Source organism: Candidatus Vicinibacter affinis, assembly GCA_016714365.1.
Classification (GTDB): Bacteria; Bacteroidota; Bacteroidia; order Chitinophagales; family Saprospiraceae; genus Vicinibacter; species Vicinibacter affinis.
This window is the reverse complement of sequence record JADJNH010000005.1, coordinates 3,277,976-3,301,932: the sequence shown is the minus strand read 5'-3', so window position 1 is coordinate 3,301,932 and position 23,957 is coordinate 3,277,976. Positions and strand designations below refer to the sequence as shown.

Annotated in this window: 23 protein-coding genes; 10 read left to right on the top strand and 13 right to left on the bottom strand. The window is 32.0% G+C overall.

What is annotated here, in order from left to right; translation table 11 throughout:
• Positions 1-2,405 precede the first annotated feature (2,405 nt).
• Positions 2,406-2,666, top strand: coding sequence for a hypothetical protein (locus IPJ53_13115; protein MBK7800038.1), 261 nt, complete (start codon positions 2,406-2,408; stop codon positions 2,664-2,666).
• Positions 2,667-2,787: 121 nt separating this feature from the next.
• Here IPJ53_13115 and IPJ53_13110 read toward each other — a convergent pair whose 3' ends face one another.
• From IPJ53_13110 to IPJ53_13090, 5 genes are all read right to left on the bottom strand, one after another.
• Positions 2,788-2,991, bottom strand: coding sequence for a hypothetical protein (locus IPJ53_13110; GenBank protein MBK7800037.1), 204 nt, complete (start codon positions 2,989-2,991; stop codon positions 2,788-2,790).
• A gap of 12 nt (positions 2,992-3,003) precedes the next feature.
• Complete coding sequence (locus IPJ53_13105) at positions 3,004-3,261, bottom strand: hypothetical protein (protein ID MBK7800036.1); 258 nt, start codon at positions 3,259-3,261, stop codon at positions 3,004-3,006.
• 27 nt (positions 3,262-3,288) lie between these two features.
• Complete coding sequence (locus IPJ53_13100) at positions 3,289-3,531, bottom strand: DUF1738 domain-containing protein (protein MBK7800035.1); 243 nt, start codon at positions 3,529-3,531, stop codon at positions 3,289-3,291.
• Between the two features lie 240 nt (positions 3,532-3,771).
• On the bottom strand, positions 3,772-3,864 hold the full coding sequence (locus IPJ53_13095) for a hypothetical protein (GenBank protein MBK7800034.1): 93 nt from the start codon (positions 3,862-3,864) through the stop codon (positions 3,772-3,774).
• Positions 3,834-4,010, bottom strand: a complete 177-nt coding sequence (locus IPJ53_13090) for a hypothetical protein (GenBank protein MBK7800033.1) — start codon at positions 4,008-4,010, stop codon at positions 3,834-3,836. The genes IPJ53_13095 and IPJ53_13090 overlap by 31 nt, the downstream gene beginning before the upstream one ends.
• Positions 4,011-5,011: 1,001 nt before the next feature.
• On the opposite strand from IPJ53_13090, the gene IPJ53_13085 reads away from it, so the two are divergent.
• The 6 genes from IPJ53_13085 to IPJ53_13060 all read left to right on the top strand — a co-directional run bounded on the left by IPJ53_13085 (position 5,012) and on the right by IPJ53_13060 (position 9,924).
• Positions 5,012-5,272: a hypothetical protein gene (locus IPJ53_13085; GenBank protein MBK7800032.1), complete on the top strand. Its 261-nt coding sequence runs from the start codon at positions 5,012-5,014 to the stop codon at positions 5,270-5,272.
• A 298-nt stretch (positions 5,273-5,570) separates the two neighbouring features.
• Positions 5,571-5,846 carry a hypothetical protein gene (locus IPJ53_13080; protein ID MBK7800031.1) on the top strand — a complete coding sequence of 92 codons (276 nt, stop codon included), beginning with the start codon at positions 5,571-5,573 and terminating at the stop codon, positions 5,844-5,846.
• A gap of 62 nt (positions 5,847-5,908) precedes the next feature.
• Positions 5,909-6,199, top strand: a complete 291-nt coding sequence (locus tag IPJ53_13075) for a hypothetical protein (GenBank protein ID MBK7800030.1) — start codon at positions 5,909-5,911, stop codon at positions 6,197-6,199.
• A gap of 114 nt (positions 6,200-6,313) precedes the next feature.
• Entirely contained in the window at positions 6,314-6,982 is a 669-nt protein-coding gene (locus IPJ53_13070; protein MBK7800029.1) for a hypothetical protein, read from the top strand.
• 188 nt (positions 6,983-7,170) lie between these two features.
• Positions 7,171-7,758, top strand: coding sequence for a T9SS type A sorting domain-containing protein (locus IPJ53_13065; protein ID MBK7800028.1), 588 nt, complete (start codon positions 7,171-7,173; stop codon positions 7,756-7,758).
• Between the two features lie 891 nt (positions 7,759-8,649).
• Positions 8,650-9,924: a T9SS type A sorting domain-containing protein gene (locus tag IPJ53_13060; protein ID MBK7800027.1), complete on the top strand. Its 1,275-nt coding sequence runs from the start codon at positions 8,650-8,652 to the stop codon at positions 9,922-9,924.
• A gap of 122 nt (positions 9,925-10,046) precedes the next feature.
• Here the strand turns inward: IPJ53_13060 and IPJ53_13055 are convergent, their stop codons facing one another.
• The 4 genes from IPJ53_13055 to IPJ53_13040 form a co-directional block, all read right to left on the bottom strand.
• Positions 10,047-10,712: a hypothetical protein gene (locus tag IPJ53_13055; GenBank protein MBK7800026.1), complete on the bottom strand. Its 666-nt coding sequence runs from the start codon at positions 10,710-10,712 to the stop codon at positions 10,047-10,049.
• Between the two features lie 42 nt (positions 10,713-10,754).
• Positions 10,755-11,033, bottom strand: coding sequence for a hypothetical protein (locus IPJ53_13050; GenBank protein ID MBK7800025.1), 279 nt, complete (start codon positions 11,031-11,033; stop codon positions 10,755-10,757).
• Between the two features lie 72 nt (positions 11,034-11,105).
• Complete coding sequence (locus IPJ53_13045; protein MBK7800024.1) at positions 11,106-11,609, bottom strand: hypothetical protein; 504 nt, start codon at positions 11,607-11,609, stop codon at positions 11,106-11,108.
• Positions 11,606-11,956, bottom strand: a complete 351-nt coding sequence (locus IPJ53_13040; protein MBK7800023.1) for a helix-turn-helix transcriptional regulator — start codon at positions 11,954-11,956, stop codon at positions 11,606-11,608. Before IPJ53_13040 ends, IPJ53_13045 begins: the two co-directional genes overlap by 4 nt.
• Before the next feature lie 801 nt (positions 11,957-12,757).
• On the opposite strand from IPJ53_13040, the gene IPJ53_13035 reads away from it, so the two are divergent.
• Complete coding sequence (locus tag IPJ53_13035; GenBank protein ID MBK7800022.1) at positions 12,758-13,504, top strand: hypothetical protein; 747 nt, start codon at positions 12,758-12,760, stop codon at positions 13,502-13,504.
• The gene (locus tag IPJ53_13030) at positions 13,491-13,829 is read left to right on the top strand and encodes a hypothetical protein (protein ID MBK7800021.1); all 339 of its coding nucleotides are present in this window, start codon (positions 13,491-13,493) and stop codon (positions 13,827-13,829) included. The genes IPJ53_13035 and IPJ53_13030 overlap by 14 nt, the downstream gene beginning before the upstream one ends.
• Positions 13,830-13,839: 10 nt before the next feature.
• Here the strand turns inward: IPJ53_13030 and IPJ53_13025 are convergent, their stop codons facing one another.
• The 3 genes from IPJ53_13025 to IPJ53_13015 are packed head-to-tail and all read right to left on the bottom strand — an operon-like array spanning position 13,840 to position 16,314.
• Complete coding sequence (locus IPJ53_13025; protein MBK7800020.1) at positions 13,840-14,355, bottom strand: replication protein; 516 nt, start codon at positions 14,353-14,355, stop codon at positions 13,840-13,842.
• Positions 14,352-16,061 (bottom strand): recombinase family protein, encoded by a 1,710-nt coding sequence (locus IPJ53_13020; GenBank protein ID MBK7800019.1) that lies wholly within the window; start codon positions 16,059-16,061, stop codon positions 14,352-14,354. The genes IPJ53_13025 and IPJ53_13020 overlap by 4 nt, the downstream gene beginning before the upstream one ends.
• A gap of 22 nt (positions 16,062-16,083) precedes the next feature.
• Positions 16,084-16,314: a hypothetical protein gene (locus tag IPJ53_13015; protein MBK7800018.1), complete on the bottom strand. Its 231-nt coding sequence runs from the start codon at positions 16,312-16,314 to the stop codon at positions 16,084-16,086.
• 64 nt (positions 16,315-16,378) lie between these two features.
• Between IPJ53_13015 and IPJ53_13010 the strand changes: the two genes are divergently transcribed.
• On the top strand, positions 16,379-17,539 hold the full coding sequence (locus IPJ53_13010; protein MBK7800017.1) for a type IV secretion system DNA-binding domain-containing protein: 1,161 nt from the start codon (positions 16,379-16,381) through the stop codon (positions 17,537-17,539).
• 290 nt (positions 17,540-17,829) lie between these two features.
• On the opposite strand, the gene IPJ53_13005 is transcribed toward IPJ53_13010, so the two are convergent.
• Positions 17,830-23,772, bottom strand: a complete 5,943-nt coding sequence (locus tag IPJ53_13005) for a hypothetical protein (protein MBK7800016.1) — start codon at positions 23,770-23,772, stop codon at positions 17,830-17,832.
• Between the last annotated feature and the right edge of the window lie 185 nt (positions 23,773-23,957).

Sequence of the window (23,957 nt, the reverse complement as noted above, 5' to 3'; positions counted from 1 at the left end):
ATTTAATTCTTCACTAAGTATTTTAAAAATTACAGATCCACTTCCTTTAGCTCTGCCTTGTTTTAAAAGTTTTAAACTTGAATCGATGGAAGAGTAGAACTTCTTTTAATTCCTACGTCTTTGATGTTCATTTCCCAGTGCTTCGATGTTACCCTTTCAATTTTATGGCAGTCCACAGTATTAAATCCATTTTCTGTGATTGGCTGTATTCGAACCACCTCACCATTAAATACATTGACATTGAGGCTAGAAATGGTTTTATAGTCGTGTAGTAGAAATATGAGTAAATGTTTCCCTCAGTTAAATCAAATATTATGATAGCTTCCGTAGTTTAAGTCTTTACAAGAAGACTGCCCAATAAAAAAGATTAAAATAAATATTACACTATATACAAGTTTTGTTTCATTATTTAAATTTTTATTTAACAATATTCTTCCATTTTTCAATTCATGCTCTTTTAAGCACGTTGCATGCTGTAATTACCTTTTCTTTGTCCAATGACATTAATAGGCCTTCCTTGTATTTTTAAATACCTCAGTTTTGTAATTCTCATTGACTTTACTTTCCTCAATTTGAAGAGCTTTATCCAATTCTGCATTTTGGTGTTTTAATTGTAATATTTGATTCATTTTATCATTGAACTCATTGAACTCAAGCACCTCTGTTCTCTCGTGGGTAATTTTTGTTGAAGCGAGGTAAGGCTATTATAAAGAAAGATCATTGAACAACATCAAAAGAATTGGTGAATTGGAAAATGTTGAGCCATCATCAAAATACCTGTCTTTGCATTCCTAAGTAAAAGAAAACTGCCTTGAAAGCTCCTATAAGTCCAACTGCAAGCCAAATTACTTTTTCTTTTTGAGTTTTGGCAAATCTAATTACTGGATCCTAAAATATATATGTGCTCCGAAAATTTAGACCAATTGCAACTGCTAATGCCAAAATTATAGCAGTCTTAGATTACTAACTAAAACTTGCAAACTTGAGTAATTGGCCATAGCATCAATAGAATTAAGTGAAAGGATTGCAATTTTGATCCATTTGTAATTCTTCCAATCATAAAGAGCTTAGTCCGTTTAACATCAACTTCCAGAGTCCCTATTTTCTTTTGATTTGCATCTTGTTTTGGATTTTGTAATTTCTTTTAACTCCTCAATATTTTGTTTTTGAGAAATTTCTTCAGTGAGTTTTCAATCTCAGGATTGAGTCTTTGGTTCACGAATTCTTTCAGTACTTCAAATGAAGCACTGACTTCATGGTACACTCAGTTCTTGATCAAGATGCTTGAGAAATAGCTATATCAATGTCTTGGTGCGCTTTAGCTACAATCTTTTGGATTTCGGCTTTGATAAAATTTTTAAAGTTCTACTACTCGAATACCAAATTAAGAGAAATGAGAAAATGTCATTTTCATAATTTTAAAGTATTTATGTTAAGAAATATTATTAAATGGTGATGGATTCTCACAGGAGTTTTTATTCCGAGAATCATTTATTTGATCGAATTAGGATATTGAGTTTCAAATGACGAGAGGATGAAATCTCATTGAATTTTCTCAATGAATCATCGAATGCATTTGGTGCATTGGATAAATTGAACATTTGTTTAGTCAACAGGAATTTGTAGAGGAAGTTGGAGGGTATCTTTTTCATTTGCATATTTATTTTAATTTATATGCCGATTACCTAAGCAGAAGAAAAACTTGACTTTAACCTTTCAAAGAGTTAAGAATTAACCCGAAGGCATTAAGTTGCCCCGTTCATTTGAATATCGGTGTAATCGTCAGAAAATTCAACCGATAAACAAATTCAAGGCTAGTTCTACTTTGTAGGACCAGCTTTTTTCTATCCGGTGAAACTTATTCTCTTATTTAAAAAACCATTTATTTTTTTCTTTTTATATTGATTTTCAGCACTTTATATTAAACTATTTTATAATTTATAAAAATTTATGATCCATTAAGTATTGAAATTCAACTTTTTATTATATTTGAATTATAAATGTTTATATATAAACTTTGGAAGTATTTATTTTACAATCCCAGGATCAAGTAAATAAATTTTACGACGATAATTTGGCAACTATGAGTTTTATAATTAAAAATACTGGTTTGCCCACATCACCGACTAGACTGATTTTTTTAATAGATCGCTTGGAGAAGTTTGGAAAATCAATAGTAGAGGTCAAATTCTTTCAAACTTAAAATCCTTTTTTTTAAATGCATATTTAAAAAAATGCCTTAAACCTTGCTGAAAAGGAGAAAAAGGAAAAATACAGATATTTGAAAATGTTAGTCAGTCTTCGATGTCGGGCCCAGAAATATTATTCAATAAAAATTGCTTTGAGCATATTGAACACATTTTAAAGTTTAATGCAATAACTGTCGTCAAATAACAAAATATTATTTGGAAGGTTATTCTAATGAAGAAATAGGTCAATTCATGAATTTGCAAAAGAATTCTGTCGCATCATATAAATCAAAATGTCTTGATAAATTTGAAGAATTAACATTAACTTATAAAATATTGTATGGAGATAACTTGGAAGAAATTATTAAATCAAAAGAAGAAACGAGATTTGAATTACTACAACAAATTTACAAGGAAGAAATGGAACTAATTAAATTTCGAAATCTTCTTCTAAAGGCTCAAGAAAAAGGGAGTTAATGAACACGAAGTCTAAAGAATATAAAGGGGATTTAGTTGAGTCTAATATAGCTTTAAAATTCCCTACAAAGCCAGAGCCTTGCAGGGAATATTTGAAATATAAAGATCATTGGCGGTGCTTTCACTTAGCCAACAATTTCTGATTTTCATTACCTAAAATATAATCAACCGCCTTGTGAGCCAATGGAGCAACTTTAAAAATAAATCGATTATCTTCCTTTAGAACTCTCAACCAATCATTTAAATACGATGCACTTCTTTGCATTAGGGTATCATTATCAATTTGTGCTATTGAGCATAAATAAGAGCTTCCAAGCTCGGCAATGAGTTCTCGGTGCTATAAAACACGCTTCCAAAAGTTTCCAGAATTTACAATTCCTTCTCTATTGAGTCTTGATTTATGTCCGGTCGAATGGGCTAACTCATGAAATAAGCAAGCACAATAAGCAAAGCTTGATTGAAATTGTTCCAGCATAGGCATGTTGATAAAGTCCTTTGAAGGTAAGTAATAGGCATGATCGGAATCTATGAATTTAATTGCTGGTCTATTTGGCATATTCTCGACTAAATCTTTCACAACTTTTAATTTTCTCATTTGGACTCAATTCAAAAATCCTGAATTTCAAACGGATATACCTTCCACATATTCTATATTAAAGACAGGATAGTATTTAATAAATCGAGAGACATCTATCTTCACTTTGTCCTTAATAAGAGCTTGAGCCTCCATTTCACTCAGTCTATGGCCTTCTAAATTCTTATAAACCAGATTAAAGTAAACGACTTTCTCCGCTTTAGCTCCTGATTTCAAAACTGCACCTAATTCTTTAATTTGCTTGAAGCTAAAAAAAAAGTATGGAATTATATGCCCTGAAAAATCATCAAAATATAATTGATGCCTCTATATATATGACCAGAAACATAGTTTCAGCCAAACCATAAGAATTCCAGGGCTGCGCCAGGGGCAACTCCGGAATCCAAGCATTGAGATAATCTTATTCGTCACTTCTTGATATAGGTCAATATTCGCTTTAGGAAACAAACTGAACTTCTTCTCCTCTTGAATACACTCTTTTCATTTCCATTAAAATTAAAAGATGAATAATTAGAGCAAGCCTTCGTCTGCGAAGGAATAAAATCCAGAATGTGGTGCAAGTATGATGTGATCTAATAGTTGAATGTCATGGAATTTTCCAATCTTTTCAACTTTCTGGTCAACTCAATATCTTGGGTGCTTGGGTTTACAAGAACCTGAAGGATGGTTATGCCTGCAATAATTCCTACAGCAAGACCTTTCAATGCAGTGGCAAATAAAATCCGTGGATCAGCTACAGTTCCAGTCAATCCACCACGACTTAATCACAACAACCCTTTACATAATTTGCACGGTTAAGGAATAACACATTGAATTCCTCAACCAACTCCATGTCATCACCCCAATTAATCCTAAATATTTTTCTGCATCGTCAGAATTATTAACTCTTGGATGATTAACAAATGGTAAATTGGATTGATACTTAACCTTTACTTCAGCAACCTGCAAAAGTGGAGGTATTTGGCTCTCGCCATTTTGATTTTCATAATTCTTAGTTTAGATTGTTAAAGAATAATTCTAAAACATAATAATTTAAATGGCTTGGGATTCCAAGATGGTAAAATCTTCAGATTGGCAATAATTAACATATATAAAATTGCAGTTAATACTATTTTTGCTCAGGGTTTTTACTGATAGGGTATCAGGGTAAACCCTGAATTTTTATCCTAAACATAAAATTTGGCATAAAATATTTTGTGAAAATATCGTTTATGTATTACATTGCATTATATTTATGATTTAAAAGTATTTATATAGAACTTATAGAACTTATAGAACTTATAGAACTTATAGAACTTATAGAACATACTGAACTATAGAAACCTATATTAATGAACCTTTATTTTCTAATGTTTTTAGTTCAATAAAGTGTCAGTATATTTAAGAATTACCAATGAGCAAATTCATCAAAATAAAATATTAAAGAGAATGCAATTTGTCCTCAAGTTATAAACTATTTTCTAACAATTTAAAACTTTCAATATGAAACGTTTAATAATTTTGTTAATTTTAAGTCATATAAATTTTTGTATAATTTATGGTCAACATGATTGTGCAATGCCAAATGTAGGCGCTACATTAAATAATGAATTTTCGGGAATTGACTTTTTTAGTGAAAATATATGTGAACCAATAATTTTGAAATGTAATTTTTGTTATAATTAGAAGAGATAATGGTACAGGCGGTTTTCTTCAACAAGTTCTTTGTGGACAGATTGGGAAAATGCAATGAATTCGCATTTGGCAAATATTGTTGACCCCCGAAAATTGTTCAAGTGGTTATCCATTGGATGCAAAAATTAGAGTTAAATTTAATGTTCACACTATAGATAATACTTTAGCTTGGGATTGGTATGGAGAAACTAATAGGGATAATTATAATGGAACTCCTAATTCATATATTTGCCCAAGGGTTGGTAATGTTTGGTCTGATTTGGAAAATGTAATGAAAGACTTCGAGTCTGCACATTTTGGAGAGCTGAATTTTTCTTTGTGGAAAATGGAGAATTAATTGATTTATTAGAAACACATATTGCTAATGGGACTAGGCCACAGTCTAAATATATTGACCGATTTGAACAGAATGGTAATGGTATTGCAACAGGGTGTCTATCCTTCCTAAAGCCTATAATAGTACTGCAAATGAAAATTCTTATATAATAGCAAACAGATACTCTGATTATTTAATTAGGAAGAATTTCCATGATATATAGTGGCCATCTCTTGCTAATGAATCACCCGAAACAGTTTGGGGATGGGCTTTTCAATTAAATACTTTGATGTTTTTACATGAGTTAGGCCATAATATTATGAATTTCTATCATGATAATTCATGCAAACAATTAATGTCAACAGATTGGCAACGCTCAAATCACATTCCGAAAGTTAGATTAAACGACATTCATAAAAATTTAGCAACCAAAGACTTGCATAATGCCGTAGATTGCAATTCATTAACTGATGGCAGTTGTGGCATAATAGTGAAGAGCAATTCAGTTATTTCTGCCCCTATGAGTGTATATGGAAACTTGATTATTCAAGATGGGATAACTTTAACTATAAATTCTGATGTGTTTTTTAAGTGAGCAGTCTCATATAATAGTACGGCCTCAAGCTAAATTGATTGTAAATGGAGGAAAATTAACGAATGGGTGTGGTGATTTTTGGCAAGGGTAGTTGTGTACGGAGGAATTCTGATTTTGATGTCAAGTTTATGAACAATGCTGTAATAGAAAATACAGCTGTCGCAGCAGTTTCAATGTTTGCACCTGAATCAATTCCTATTATCTGGGGTTATGGCAATGGCATATTGCACGCTGAAAATACAACCTTCAATAATGTGAGAAGAATAGTTGAATTAATGTCCTGGACTCCACTCCCAAACTCATCTTATATTAGAAATTGTACACAAAAATGGTGGAAGATGGAGTATAACTAATTGGAATTGTCAAGGAGTAGAGGTCAAAGATTGCATTTTTAATAATATTACAGATCATTGTATTGTTTCAGCATCTGGATCGTTTTTGATTGAAAGCAATACTTTAACAGTGGGATGAATGATATCCTTTTCAATAATGCATCTGCAGGTATTGCTTCGATTATTAAAGGTAACACTTTTAAAGGCTCCAATGTCGGTTACAATTCGAGAGGGACTACATTTGCCCAAAATATTATTGTAAATAATAGGTTTCAGACTTCATGGCTTGATGTATTAAATGATGGCCACAATAATTTTGATTTATTGAGAAATGAAATAACTGGTCTATTTGGTGCAGCAAGTTTTGCCAATGGGCTTGGGGTAGCAGATGTTGATTTTAATCAATTTAACACTAACTTAATGGCTCTTACAGTAATTGATCAAAATCCAGATTTTAATTTCTTTGAGAATTGTTTTAACAGTTCATATAGTGATGTTTTTGTCAACGGCACAGTTTCGGGAATAATTTTTCCGGATTCATTGGACCAGCAAATAATTGCTTTACTCATGATGGCACCGCCTCTTCAAGTATTCCATCAATTACTGGTACTCCTAATCCTTTTTTATTATATTGAGCCATCAGGAACAGATGTAGATTGCAGAGATGCTATTTTGGCACATCCAAACGTAAATCGTTTTCAGTTTGGACCTTCCAATTTACCTGAGCCTAACTGTGGATTAGGTCTTACACCAATCATTAATGGCAATGACTTATCTGCATGTAATTCCGGGAAATCCTTATAGTACTATACCTGTGCTAATTAATAATTTAATGCTGAATATTACATCAGTTCAACAAAATTCAACTCTAAGTAGTCTAAGAAAACAAATTCAATTATCCGGCTTAAATAAGTGTCTTAGAAAAGCCAAAGATCAATATTTTCAAGACTTAATAAAACTAGAGACTTTGCTGGAGCTGAAGTATTTATTCAATGGAACAAAATGATGATGCGAGAATTAAAATTTTTAGTTCATACATATTTGAAAATAATCTTTCAGGGGCATATACTTATTTGAGCCAATATAATCCCACTGATGAAGCAATGCAGGACTTTAAGTCTATTCAGTTTATTAACTTAGCTAGATTACCACTTGGGCCTTTTTATGAAGCAAGTAGTGAGGAAATCAATACCGTTCAAGTTATTGCTAATAAAAACCATTTTACTTCAGCATATGCAAAAGCACTTCTCTATAGCTTAACAGGTGAGGTGGTAAGTTCGGAATTACCAGAAGAAATAACCTTTGGTATTTCTCCCAGAGCAAATATAAGTGGCAAAACCACTCCTAAATTAAGTTATAGCCCCAATCCTTTTAGCAATGAACTGATAGTTGAAATTAATGGAGAATCTTCAGTCAACTTTTCTATTAAAGATTTTATGAACAATGAAGTATTTTATTCAAAAGCAGAGTTAAGAAGATATTTAATAAATACTTCAAATTGGAAAGCGGGTGTTTATTTTATTCAACTTTTCTCAAACAATAAGATTATCAATACTGAATTAATACTTTTATTGAAATGATATCTTTTAACTTCTCTTATAATTCATTGAATTACTTATTGACTGTGCTACTATTTTATATGCAAAAGTCAAACTAACTTAAGTCAATCATATTATTCAAAATTATTTAATTTAAATAGCAGAATATTTGGTTCTGAGTTTAGTGATTTTTTAGTTCATGATAATAATTTCATTATTTATACCGGAATGTATTGCGAAAATGGAAATACTTATTATCCTTGTGCTAAACTATTGAGACTTGATTTAGGTGGTAATCTTCTTATGGAGAGATTTCTTGATTCCTTAAGTGTTTCGGATAACTATAATGCATTATCAAGTAGTAATAAAAATTTTACGTAAGCTCAAATCAAGTATTTGTTAAGGAAAATTCAATTTGGCTTTACAAATTGAACAGTGATTTTAAAACTGAAAACTTTAGAATTGATAGTATAAATTCAAAAGATAAATTTATAAATAGAGGAATATATTTTATAAAATGACAATTTATTTACTTGTGATGTAATTTATTCCAATTTAAATCCAAAGATACCAACTCTGAAATTATCAAATAGAGATACATGTACACTGCAGAAACTATGGACTCGAAGTTACAATTTAGGTAATTTTGCGATCAATGCACATGATCTTCAATTAACAAGCGATAATCATTTATCTTTTATTATGTCTTCACATCCAGGTGCCGGAGTTTCTTCTATAGAACCAATGATAAAGATAATGAAGATAGATTGGGAGGAAATGTAATAGATTCTTTTCAATTTGATGATGATGGTAAGAATTATCTAAGCTTATTATCCAGTAGCTCAGGTAATTATTATTTTAGCTCACAAAGACACCCTACTAAACAAGTTTTTACAGTAGGATCTATCAATAAACTAAATAAAGATTTAGAACTTGGAATGGAGTATAGAACTACCTAATAATCAACTTATAGATGGTAGAATCTATAGAATTGCCCGAATCACGGAATGTAAGAATGGTGATATATTGGTTACTGGACGCGTTTGGGATAATTCAGACAGCAAAATTCCTGGAGCAGATATTTCTTCAGTTTATAATGGTTTTTTAGGTAGAATAAAGAGCGATGGAATTGTGGATTGGATAAGGATTTTTAAATTGCCACAAGAGTTAATTGATAAAGAAATATATGGGCAATTCCGTCCATCAATTCTTGAAAAAGCAATCGAATTATCTAATGGCGATATTGTAGCTTGTGGTGAGGTTTATTATAATAATCACCAAATTTCGGCAATTGATATCCTTAAATTTCAAACAAATCAATTATGGGTTATTAAAGTAAACTCATCAGGATGCTTCCCGGAGTATATATGTGATACAATTATAAGGATCAGACCTACTACTGAGGTTAAAACACCAGAATTTAATATTGGTTCTGAATGGATCTTTGAGACTGATTTTTCTATTGGAGGTGGTCATTCCACTGTTCAATATATTACTAAAAAAATACTTAATACAACTACCACCAACGGGAGGAAAATATATTATTTGAGTAGCGGAGATTCAATGTATGTAGAAAATGAAAGGATGTTTTTTTGGGATAATATGTTAAACTCCTACGAAATGCATTATCAGTTCAACTCTACATCTGAATATGATATTAAATATTGGGATTTCTCTAAAAATAGTGTCCAAATTGCTAAAGTAAAAGTGGACTCTATTTATAATACAGTTATAAATGGAGATACCATCCCAACACAATTATTACGCGTTTCAAATAATGGTTCTTTTGCCTCTGATTTAATAATTCCAGTTTATAAAAATATAGGCGCATCAAAATACGATATAAAACTATATTTGGGATTTGGTCTTTTTGATCCTAATCCTATCGTAACCAAATTGCGCTGTTTTAAATCAGATAGTATTGAATATAATTTCCAGAATTATCCATGCGATAGTACCTGGTTAATTACCAATGCAAATAACTTCGAATCTAATGAAATAGAAATTCAACCTAACCCTACAAATGGAAAAATAAAAGTTTATGGAATAGGATCAAATTCAACATATATTTTAATTAACTTACAAGGACAAATTGTAAGTTCTGGGAATTTTTCTAATGGTGAAATTGAAATTCCTTATATTGGTGTATTTTTATTAAAAATAAAAAATAATAATAGTTATTTTACTAAAAAAATATATAGATTATAGAAAATTAAATTAACTGAATTAGGCAGTACCAAAGGAGAAATATTTAAAGAGATTTTTGAGAAGACGGAGAATTTTAAGGAGTATAATTTATAATTCTTAATTTTCCTTATATAGTATTTTTTTTAGCTTTTACCAATATCTGTTATCCAAATAACTGCATCACCACCTTGAATTTCTTTTTCTCCAAAATAATTCTTATCAAGCCTTGGGTCATTATATCCAAAACCGCAAATTCCAACATTAATTAGGGGTAAGTCATATTCGCTTGGAATTTCTTCAGCCCTTCCTTTAAAATCAAATTTAGAATCGGATCCATCAAGAAAATCTTCTAAATCCTGAAGCAAAATATTCTGAATAATTCGAGCACCTCTAAGAAAGTCTTGATAAGATAATTTAGCCTCTAAAAATGCACAAAATAGTTGTGCTAAATATTTTGCAGATATGTGATCTTCGCATCTATCTAAAATATAAATTAATTTTTCTCCTACTTTCACCTTTTGAATTGATGAATTATTAACTAAATCAATCATTTCCTGCCTCTTTGAAACTGAAATATGATTGATCCCATTTAAAAAATAAATAATTTTTTTGAGAAATATTTTGTCCTTTATGGTTAGAGCTAGATTGTTGATGCCAAATAATGTTCCTATTATAGGTAATTCTTTTACAATGCCATCTTTCATTATTGAATCAAGTATGTTTTCAGCGAATTCAATCGAGATCTCTTTCATTTCAGAGTTTCTTATTGCTTCAGAAAAGGAAACATTAATATTTTTAATATCATCCATATAAAATATATTCTTTAAAGGAAAAATAATTTATCGCCATTTCTAAATTAACGGGAATTGTGCATCTAATTTTAATTTGCATTTAGGACAAAGAGCATTATGCAATGCCGAATTCACTCCTGTTTGTCGCTCGATATTGGTGAAATTTTGAAGCTCTTTGAAATCAGATACTTTTAATCCACAAAGATAATCATCGTTAGGTATGACACGAATTTCATCAGTAGAAATAGGTCTATCATAAATGTGATATGAACCATTGTTTGGGTCATTTATTGGCTCCCAAGCGAAATATATATCATGTTTCAATTCTTTAGCATCCATATAATTTATATATTTAGCAAATATAATGTTTTTAGGATTTTATTTATCAATTTCCACTTGAGATAAATTAAATTAATCATTTAGATAAAACCAAGTTACTCCTAGAGACAACGCATCAAAAATTGCCATATTTCTATCCTCACTCATCCACAGCTTTCTTTCTCGCGGTCGCTTAGGTTCAAGCTCTGTAAATTCCGTAAGAAGGAATTTGGCAATCTTATATTTCGTAGTTTTTCCAAAACTCTCAAATACATCCCGGATTTGATCACGGGTGAATTGGTCAACAGGAAGCTTTTCCGATTCGGCATATTTAATAATTTTATTGATTAGCTTTCGCGTTCGTCTACCTACTCTGGAGGATTTACCATCCGGATCAAGGGCAATAACAAGAGTTGGTCGGAAATAATCAAAACATTTTTTAATTCTTTCCAATACCTTTCGATTGCTTATTGGGTTTATCTGGACGATTCCAAAATCAATTAATTTTCTAGCACTCTCCATATAAACATATCCAAAACCATTGGCATTTGGATAAATGGCACAAATGATTTTCATTTTTTCAGTTGATGTTTTCATAAAGTTTTTATAGTTCTTAATCTAATAATAGTTTTTTCAAGGAATTTAATTTTAGAGGTGTTCTTTAATGTTATTTGATCTTCTTTTTCTAATTCCTTGATTCGTTCTTTCATCCGCTCGATTAATCGGGGTATCATAACTTGAGATTCTAGTATAAAAAAGTCTTCTATAGGAGTATTAAAAATGTGATGGTAAACAAGTAAAATCTCTTTAGTTGGTTCTCTTTGACCTTTTTCATATCTGGAAATACTTGAGACATCTAATAATCCGGAAATAGAAAGCATGTCCCCTTGTTGTAAAGGTGATCGCTTGCGATATACTTTTAAATAATTTGGGATGTTTGACATAAATAAAAATGGGCACCAGGAATAATAATCCTGATGCCCTAAGTATGTTTTTAATTATCGACCATTCGTAGACAGCATTATTTGCCAATTTGGCAAAATTTTTCGCCCACGTTCTATGTTTAGTGAAAATACTAATAGATTTTAAGCATCCCTTTTTGGTGATTTCATATTGATGATAATTAAATTGATATAATAGGTACCTTCTCACCTGTAGTAGCCCACAATCAGCGAAAATTGAAGGGCATCGCAGATTGCAAACCAACGGTGCCAAGGCACCGTCAATAAATTCACGTATTCCATTTAAAATTATTGAAATAATCTAGAAAGAGATAATAGCTTATCACCGATCAGTTTTTTATAGAATTTTACTTGATATTCGTTGCATAGATTATATCAATTCCATATCGAATGTCTATTGTTTAAAATCCTAAAAGTGGTTGATACTTCGATTTCTCAATTATTTCTCTAATAGTTCCAGTAGTATTTTGCCGTTTTGGCAAACTGCTTCCTTTTGTTATATTTTCTTTTGAATAGTTTCTTTTGTTATATGCACTATTGTGCACTAGTCTAATATCACTTTGTGCACTAGTTGATGTCGCAAAGTGCATTGGATTTAATAATCGAAGAAAATTAAATATCTCCTTAAAATTCATGAAGAATACTCAAAATTAAAATATTTAACAAATATTTAACTATATTTTTAAATGAATATTGATTGAATTGGGTTATTTCAATTGAAATCTGTGGAAAGCATTATTTAATTAATAAACCTTTAAAATAAATGAGTATGAAAGAGTCTTTTTGAAATTCTATTTAATTACACTTACTCTATTTGTTATTTCATGTAATCAATCCGATTTTGAAGATTTACCCGATTCAAAAATCTATAGTGAGGATCAAGCTATCTTATATGATGACATTTCTTATGTTGGTAATGATATTGAATTGGGAATATACTTGGACGATATTGCCAGTCAAATTAGAACTTACAAAAAAGCAAATCCTTACGCTAGTGACAGAGATATTGATTTATTCACAGAAAAGGTTTTAAAGAGCACTAATTTAAATAGAAATGATTTAAATTCAAGAGCTTATACTGATATGGATGGTTATCTTAGCTCTAAATTAAATTCCAAAGAGCAAGCCCTTTATAATGCAAATAAATCTAAAGCATTATTGTGTATGTTTAATGGTAGGCTTGCAATATCTTATGCTGCAAGTAATTATATTGAAGCTGTATTGCATAACGGAAATGGAGACGCATTTAGACATACTTTATGGAATTTTGGAATGACTATTGATGTTGGTAGCACATTTGCAAAAACTTGGAGTGATGCGCATGAATATGGTTCAGTAGGTCAACCTACTATAGAAAGAACAATGGACTTGTTTAATAACAATGTTGGTATACAATTAGGTAAAGACTACCCAAAAACCATTTTACATAGCACTTTTATTACAAAATCTAAGGAGAAAGCAAGAGGTGGAAAATTATATGTTATCAAACAAAACAAGCTTTATTGGTCTAATTCTTATGGCGAAAAATAATTTTAAATATTTTTATATTCTATGTATTTTAGTACTTGTCGTTTTAGGCTGTACAAAATTATTTGATAATAAGAATTATTTAACAATACAAAACCATAAACAAGAGGTTATAACTAGTGTAAGACTTGAGTATTCAAATGGTGATTTCATTAATATTGGCAAATTAGATCCGGCTTCGGAATTTAAAATAAAACTCTCTCAATCGGTAAATGAAAACTCAATTAATTTAGTTTATACAGACGAGAAAAATAATATTAAAAAGGTACTTATTGTTCCATATTTAGTTTTGGCAGAAAATTTAAACTACTACTACAAAATTGATTAATTGAATTGAGTTAAAACCTTATAAGTGCCTGATACTTTGACTGTTCTATTATTTCTCCAATAGTTCCAGTAGTATTTTGCCGGATTGGCAAATCTCTTCCTTTTGTTAAATTTTCTTTTGAATACTTTCTTTTGTTATATCCACCTTTATGCACAAGTTTAGTATCACTATGTTCACATGTAGATGTCGTAAAGTGCATTGGATTAAGTGAATAGAGCAAAATAGGTTGGCCCCGTCGTTCCAGCGAATTTTGAACCAAGTTGTGTTTTCGGTCATAAATGTTAATTAAGTTCTTGCTTGAGAGCATTTTGAGCGTTTTAGATATGATCCTCCTTGATAGTCCAGTCTTAGTTCTAAACTGACTTTGGGTGATCCTGTCTTTAACCTTTCTTTTTCCTGTAGATTGATCAACCCATCCATTGGTTTGACGAATGATAACAAGCAGAATCTTTAATTCGGATTCAGTTAGATTGGGAAGGTGAGTGTCCAACAGTATATTTGGTACTTGTGTGTGTTTAAATATCATAGTAGTTCATCTAAATTATCTTCTAAGTCATCTTTTTGAATTTTTATTTCACTATACTTAAAAATCAAATCCAGTAATTCTTGCATTCTTTCTCGTAGTGCTGGATCATCTAACATTTCTCTGGGTAGGCAATTAGATTTCAAATATTCTGGCAAATACTCTTGATTTATGTTAAGATCATGAAATGTGCATGTTGAGGTATTATCAGTATTATGAGAATCCCGTTCGCAAAAACATATTGCCAATTCGACAAGTTTTGACCGAGGGATTTCCCGATTAAGCTCACCTGACATTAATTCCGGTCGATTTGCTATCTCATAAAACGGAGATTGCATTGTCAACATTAGGTTTTTACCTTGAAGTGTTAAGTCCGAGGTGATGAATTTTAAAATTTTTCTTTTTTCTTCATTGGTTGCAATAATGAATGATTTTTTAAGGTCTTTTAGTAGTCCGAGGAAATTTCGAGCTTTTTTGAAGATTGCCTCTTTCTGGATTTCAAAGTGTCCTTCATTTCTTCGTAATTCCTGCTGTTCAATCAGGATTTGTCCCTTTTTATCTTCAAACTGTTCTTTATCAATCACACTTTCTAGATAGGCATCAGTAAGTCGTTCTAACTTCAAAGCCAATTTTTTACTTTGCATTTGTAAAGATTCTTCTAAATCCTTTTGCGTTTCAGTCCAGTTAACTTGAGTTTGAATCAATAGCTCATTCAAGACCTCATTTTCAATTGGATGAAATTTTATTTGTTGAAGGGTTTTATGTATTAATTCATGAATCAATTCTTCACGAATCGACTTTGTAGGGCAATCTTTTGTCTGGCAACGATAATATGTGTGTTTTTTTCTTGTTTCCGCTATAAGAGAATATTTGCATTCAGCACATTTTATTCGACGTCTGAATACAAAATCATGTTTAATTATTCGAGTATTTGTTTTGCCTTTTAGGATATTCTGAACTTCCATAAACAATCTTGGCGAAATGAGTGGTTCATGTTTCCCCTGAAATGATTTTCCTTTTATTTTCATAACCCCACTATAAAATGGATTATGAAGAATCATTGCCATTCCGGTTAAATGAATAAAATTACCTCGTGAGTTTCTTAATCCTAGTTTACGCATAGTCTCAGTCAAAGATTCTAAATTGTATTTACCACTTGCATATAACTCAAAAGCTTTTCTGATTAATGGAGCTCGAATTTTGTCTATTGATTTTATTTGCCCACCTCCAGTATTGATGTAGCCAATTGGCGCATAGAATGGATACAGACCCTGCTTTAATCGGCCGTATAAGCCTTTAATTGCCTCTTCACGAAGATTTCTGATGTAATCGGTAGCTAATGCCACAAGCATATCCGCAGTTAGTCTTCCTGCTCGGGTATTCATATCCAAACTTTCATGAGCAAAATGCAGTTCTGAACCGGAAGCAATTAAATCATCGATAGATGACCAATCTCTGTAATTACGAGTACCACGATCAATTTTATGAAAGATTACTCCTTTGGCTTTTCTTTCTTTCAATAGCTTCATCATTTTATTGAATAACGGCCTGCCTTGTTTGGCCGCTGTTTCCTGTTCTTCAAACCATTCGATAATATTCAATGAGTGTCTTTCCGCATATCTAATGATCGCTTCCTTCTGTTCTTGAAGCGATACACCTGAACCTTGTTTGACGGTTGATACCCGTATATATCCATAAACATTTTTCATAATTACATTTCTATTTTAGCATTTACATTAAGTGATCGTCAAAATCCTCTAGAGTTTTACCTTCAACTTCTAAGCGGTCGGCTATTTCCTTTATGACCAGTAAAAATTCTCGAAAATTCTGCTCTGTTTCCAAAACTTCATCTTCCTTTTTTTCTTTGCTTAGTTCTCTGATGAATGATATTGGTATTTGATCGATGTTTGGTTTTTCCATTTTTAAAGTGTAATTAATTCGTTGGGGAATTGTAGTCGGCATTATTTGTCAAAATGGATATTTTAACCGTCTTTGATCATTTTTATGAATTTGTCATCATAAGAGAATGGAAAATTCAAATCCTGACATAACTTATTTTGGACTTACTACCTATCGGAACCAGCATAAGCGATTTGGCATAAAGCAAGCTGACCGGTTAATGCATACATATATAATTGGAAAAACCGGAACCGGTAAATCAACATTGATTGAAACTATGATTACTCTGGATATACTGGCCGGACGAGGATGTTGTTTACTTGATCCACACGGAGATTTGGTTGAGAAAGTTGTAAAATCTATTCCAGAGAACCGAAAAGGCGATTTAACTTACTTTAATATACCTGATGTTAGTCTAAAGTTGAAGTATAATCCGTTTAGAAAGGTTTCTCAAGAAAAACGATCATTGGTTGCCTCTGGAATATTAGATGTTTTTTCAAAGTTATGGGACAGTGCTTGGGGTGTTAAACTTGAACATATCCTTCGACATACAATTCTAACCCTTCTGGATCAGCCAAAGGCTACAATTGCTGACATTGTAGAGATATTACTTAACAAAGATTTCCGCGCAGAGGCTATAAAACATGTTAAAAACGAATCAGTAAAAAAATTCTGGAAGCGTGAATTCAAGGAATATCATAAATACGACCTATTGCCTGTGTTGAATAAAATAGGTGGAATGCTTGTACATCCGGTCATTAAGCGAGTTTTAATTGATAATCCAGATGAAGTATCATTAAGAAAGGCAATGGACGAAAAGAAAATAGTTTTGGTCAATCTCTCTAAAGGACATGTTGGTGCAGATGTATCCCATATACTAGGTGCATTATTTATTACTTCCATTGCATCTGCATCATTCAGCAGAGTAGATACCGAAGAGGACAAGAGAGTTCCATTTATGGTTTATGTTGATGAATTTCATAACTTCACTACATTATCCCTAATAGGTATGTTTTCTGAGCTTCGAAAGTTTAAAGTAGGTATGATAATGGCTCACCAGTATATGGCTCAACTTGATCCGGATATTAAAAGCGCAGTACTTGGAAATATAGGTACTATAATTTCCTTTAGATTGGGCACTGAGGATGGCATGTTAATGACTAAGGAAATGTTTCCTGAATTCAGTATTGAAGATTTTATTAATCTACCTAACTACAAGATTTATTTAAAACTTATGATAGACGGCAAGCCAAGTAGACCATTTAGCGCACTAACAATAAAACCATAGCTTTATATCAATCAAGTGAGGCATTTCTGAGTCCACATTTCACCCTTGAGACAAAGTTAAAATTGCTCCTAAAAAGTCAAGAGCAAGACTATTTTCGCCGATGAAATAAAATAAAGTTGGTCGGCGAAACTCTTGACATTTTGTCCACAATTGAATTAGTCATCGTCTAAGGTTAATAAATGAGTCGTTATGCTTTGTTTTTACAATATATGATGACAAAACAGTCATAAAAAAAGAGTATTCAGATTTTATCTGTATACTCTTTTTTTATGAATATTTAGTGCACTTGATTAATGACTAACAATCAATCGTTTTGTTAGAAGCTGACCTGAGCAACCTTCTACACTGATCATATAAGATCCACTTGGCCAATGAACTATTGGAAGTGTCATGGTTCCATGTTGGTTTATCCTTACAGTATAAATTTGTTCTTTTCCATTTTCATTGGATACTTTAAGAGTTCCAGTATTGCAGATTTTGCCTAAACTAAAATCAATGTTTATTACTTGATTTGCAGGATTAGGTCGTATGTCCATGGAAATATTTCTGTCTACTTGTGTTCTAGATGTGGTAGGATTGTGAAGACATGATGGCAAAGCATCTGAAGCACCAACAACTATTAAAACATTTGGATAAGTATCATTCAAAATAAATATAAGGTATGAAATACTGTCCACTGAAGGGGCAAGTATAAAACTTCCATTTATTCCATTAGAATCTACATTGATTGATTGAATTGCAGTGCTATGATTTTGAATTATTATACTATCCAAATATGCACCATCTATACTTCCAGAATATGTTCCTTCATAGCCATAAATATTATCTCCTGATCCTGATTGTGTGCCAGCACATGTAATATTCAATTCGGTATCACCATCTCCACCTGTTCTCATATCCTGATTATAGCCAGTACATGGATTGATTACGCAAGCTTCTTCGCAATTAGTTCCATTTGAATTCTGACATAGGAAATATTTAATACAATAACAATCTCTTGCATAAGTTTGATTAAAATACAAATTGATATTATATTCTTCATTAATTCCAGGATTAGATACTATCGCTGATGTTATCAATCCAGTACAACTTGGCCCATATAACTCAGCTTTGATATAATGATATGAAGTGTCACAATTCATCAAATCATAAAGTTCGCCTTTAGCATTAATTCGGATTGTACTAGTACTTTCATTTTGATAAATAAAAATTGAAGGTAAACTACACTCCCCATCAAAGCATGGAAAATATGAAGCAAATGTCTTTATGCATTCTAGATTATCTTTACAAATTCTTATACTAATTTGTTGAGCATTTTCACAGGAATCAGTATGAAAGCTCAATATGCCACCTCTAATTCTGTATAAATGCAGATTAACTGTATCCTGTACAATCGAAGGCGGCTCAATCCAATATGCTCCTTGGACAGAAATTGGTATGCCAGAACACAAACTCCACCCGCTAGGGACAACCATATCTTCATAAATTGAATAATGAACTCTCATGCTATCACAATCGAGATAAATTCTTTTAAATGAAAGATGCGGACAACTGACACCTGGAATTGTATCACAATCAATGGGAGGCACACATTCAAGAATTTTTAAGCACAATAAGTCAGAACTATCAATACATCCTTGATCATCTTCTGCTACTATGTACATTTTTCCTTCGTGGTTAATTGTGAGTTTCATACTATCAATCGAAGAATTTGAACCACTTTTTAAAATTCTTCCGTCTATATGTTTATATGCCCAGTTCTTATAAATTCTGTCAGGGTATATCTTTGGGAGAAAAACATTTCCTTTATTTATAACTGTATCACAAATATCATAGCAACCATAAAGGAAAAGATCTAATCGAATAGGTTGAGGTATTACAACTGTATCAGGTCGATTACAATCTGAATCATTAATTGGACCTAAAATATAAATTCCACCATTATTAACGAATATGCTGTCAGTTAAGCCTAAATATATATTTGTGCCAACTGGAGGTTTATAATACCATGCACCAGGTATACCGTTTTCTTCGTTTAGGATATATGTGTATGGTTTGCAATTTAATAAGCTATCATTAATACTTAATATTTCAGCAGGATTAAATTGAACGAACACACTAAAGCTATCACATGCTGTGCTAAAAGTAGTGTCTGTTTGATCAAAAGCATATAAAATATATCTATATAATCCAGACTTACCTGATTTGTTAACAGTGGATTGATAATTAAATCCTGAATTCGTGATGCTCAGTTCGTTTGAAGTTCCTGAAGGCCATAACTGTTCAAATAGATAATATTCGTATTCAGGAAATCCACCAAATGTTAAATCGAAACTCCCTTCACCTTCACATACATTATCAGGGCCTTCCAGTGATTTAAAAAGGACAGGTAATAATCTTACATTTTCTGTTAAAACTTCAGTACATCCATTGCCATCAGTAAGAGTTGCTTGGTAATTCCCATCGATGTTGGTTATAAGAGTAGACGATGTGTCTCCGGTGTTCCATTTATAAGAATATGGTCCAACGCCAGAATCATTATGATCTAAGACAAGCTCTGCCATATTTTGACAAAAACCTATGTTTGGTGTAATTTCGCCCGCCAATGTATTGTCCTTAAAATAAATAGTTTTGGTGGTTTCTGCTTCACATCCCCAGCGATTTCGTACAGTAAGTTTGACAGTTATTGGACCATCTATGTTGCCGTAATTATAAGTAGGATTCCTTTGACGACTAATTTGGTTGTTTCCAAAATCCCAAGTATAAGCAATAATGTCATCTCCAAATTCATCTTCATCAATATCAAAACGAACTAAACTTTGTCGACATAATGTGTCAGCTAAAATGATCTGCGGAGCTTCCAGCCTTAGTGGTGCGAAAACAGAATCACAAAATGTACAACTAGTAGAATCTGGCATTTCTGTAATTATGCAAACCTTCATTCTTGATCCAGCTGCTACGATAAGGTTTGTATCACCGGCACTGACAGGATGCTCTATACCATTTATAGTGTATAGTATGGATTCGGGTTCAAAATTTTGGAGATACGATAATACCCCATATAAATACATTCGATACATAGAATCTTGATAGCATTCAAAATCTCTTTCAAAATCTCCTGTAAATGGAACCTTCACCCAAATACTTGTGTCAAGTTCACAAATTTCATTGGAGTCAATTGTGCTTGGAGAGAGCAAAACTAATTTTGCAAGATAATTACCAGCATTGCGATAAGTTGCATCTTGGGTTAAATTAGATCTATCGAAAACTGGTCTATAAATTTGTGTTGATCCTCTTATAGTCCATAATCCTTTCGCTAGTGCACTGACAGTTACTCCAGCAATCTTTGGATGTGGGTATCTTACTGTATCCTCAAGAAGGTATATATCATCGGGATTTATTTCTGCTGTAATTCGTCTAGTATTACACCCTAAACCTTCTAAACTAAAATTGGTAAATTCATGTATTGGGTTACAGCCAATCGGAACTGAGCAAGTATCAATTGTAAATTTTGTTGTATCACTACATAAAGCACCTTCAACATAAACATTTACCACAAGCGGTACTTCAGAAAAATCATCAGGATATATTATCAGAATATCTGAACTGCTGTCTGGCCACAATTGGCCATCTAATTTCCATCTATATTTTACTCCAGGGATATTATACCTTGTCGCTTCTAAGTTGATTTTTCTAGGTACACCAGAAACAATACAGTCAAAATACTCTCCTGTTTCATCATCAAAGGCTGTAATAGAAGGCCCAACCTTGGGATCAACAATCAATTTTCCAAACCAACTAAAACCTTCATAACATATTGGTGTAAATCCCCAAACAACTCCAATGTTGTAAAACCCTTCTTCGCCTACTAAAAACTCATAACTTAAATAGGGAACTTTTGTTATGATCACAGAATCTCTAATATACCATGTGTATTGATCCGCATTGAGCACATTAATACTTAATACAAAAGGAGTCTCTACGCACACTCTGGTTAGATTTATTTCCGGCATGATCCTTTTTTTAATCATAATGGGTAATGTATCAGATCTCCATTCGCCGCACATTGTGTCTGCAAACACAACATAAGTATTGGTATCTTGAGTAACATTTTTCCAATACACTGTAAGTTTAGCAGAATCTGAAGTCAATATATTTCCAAATGTGGGATCAATACTCCATATTGGGTTTTTTGATTTCTGTTTAAATCCATGAGTATAACTTTCTTCTGAATCTGAACAAGGCATTTGATTTCCAGAAATCATTACTGAATCGATCTCTGAAAGATCATTTACTTGATAATTGATTACCTTACTTAAACATTCTCCTCTTTGTGTACGTAAACTAATACTTCCGCCACCTGAATTCCAAATGATTTTGATCCTTTCAAGAAAGTTGTTTACTTTAATTCTGGAAGCTATATTTCCGCCTTGGATTTCTATTAATACAGAATCACTCGGCATTTTTGGAAACGTAGTCTGAACTTCGTATTCAACACTATCTCCAGGACATATATATTTATTGCCTGTGACTTCTGGTGGTGATGGTTTCGGCTTAACAAAGATACTCTTGTTCGTAACGCAAGATTGGTTTAAAGAATAATACACAATTGCTCTTATAATACGGACCCCCAGATTTACTAATAAATTTCCTGGAATCGTAATAGTATCTGTGCCAATTCTAGTACCAACATAGTTATTACTACTAAACCACCTGATAGAATCAAAGGCGGTGTTAATTCCTGAGAGAGAAAATAAAGTAGATGTAGCTTGGCAAACTGAATCTGGAGAGATGGAAAGTTGAGCAACTGATAATTCGATGCTTTTTTCAAAAGAGCAATCAGCAAGTGGATGTTTTACATTAATTGTTAGATCAAATGTTCCGGTATAATCATCAAGTGCAACAATAACTTGAGGAGACTTGTCACCGGATAAAATTTGTAATTCACTCGTATCAGATGGGCTGAGAGACCATTGATAACTTGCCCCTGGCCAAGAAGGAACTGAATAGGCAAACAAACCTGTTTTTTCGCATATGTAAGTTTGTCCTTTGATTTCGGCATATGCATTTAGAATTGGAACTTCTATTATAGTGATTCCTTCGCATAGATCTCCAGAGCAGCCTGTTGTAGTCAACTTAATGTATCCAAAACCAGAAGGTGGCGATTCAGTCCATTTGACACGGATCATGTTGTGGTTTTGATAAGTTAGAATTCCACCTATTACTTGCCACGAATAGCTTGCGCAACTATCCTCGGCTATATAACTCACTTCTCTCAAACTGTCACTACAAACTACAGATGGACATTCAACAGTAATCCCAACACCTTCGCGAATATTTAATGTTTTTTCATCTTGAGAACTACAACCACATTGATCAATAGCATTCAATATTATCTTATAATTTCCTGAATCTACAAATTGAAAGACTAAATCCTCTTTTGGATCAGTGCTAGATTGAGTATATAATAGCTGATTATTTGATAATTTTCTAACTTCCCACTTGTACAATACTATCCCAGTGTTTTGGCTTTTATTAATAAATCTCAATCTTTGCATAGCACAGAAAGTATCGCTCATTATACTGTCAGTCACATATCCGATTTCAGAGTCTGGTATATCTATAACTTTAACAATATAAATAAAAGAACGGCTACAGCCATTTATTGTATTTACACTTACAAGAGTAATAGTGTCGTGTCCTGTTTCCTCAAAGAGAACAGGATCACTCTCTCCTCCACTTCCTATAGATTGATTTTTATACACCCAATAATGTAGATATGCGAAATGTTCAAGAGTTGTAAAAGTAGAATAATTTCCTTTACATGTTATTCCATTTTCAATATTTTCAACATATGGTTTGCAACCTGAAGTTGTTGTCATGTTGATATCAAAATCTTGATTTTCCAATACCGAAATATTGAGATCACAATTAATCAGAGTACCCATTTCAGTGAGCATTTGTAATTGTAAGTCTATATGACCAGATACTAAAAATTCAAGTTCAAGTGTATCAATATTGGTTCGAATTATTTTCGCTTTCAGTGGATCAGAAACGGTCCAAGTCCAAGTTATTACTGGATTAGATGGATCATCAACATAACCACTGTGATACATCAATGAATTATTTGAACACACTTCAATATCTCCTAAAATGCATTGAGCCTTAAGTAATTGAGGAAATAAATTAAATATAATGAGAAAGCAATACAATTTAATCAATAGCTGATTCATATCTTATTTTTATAGGGTTTAAAAATTAAAGATAATCAGAAAATGTCAATTTTTAGATAACTTTCATAAGAATAATCCAGAATACATTATCAAAATCCTTGTTAATTTATGTTTTTAGATTGTTAATTTAAAATCAAGATTTAATACTTGATGTTTAAATTGCACATAATCAATGTGTTATAAAA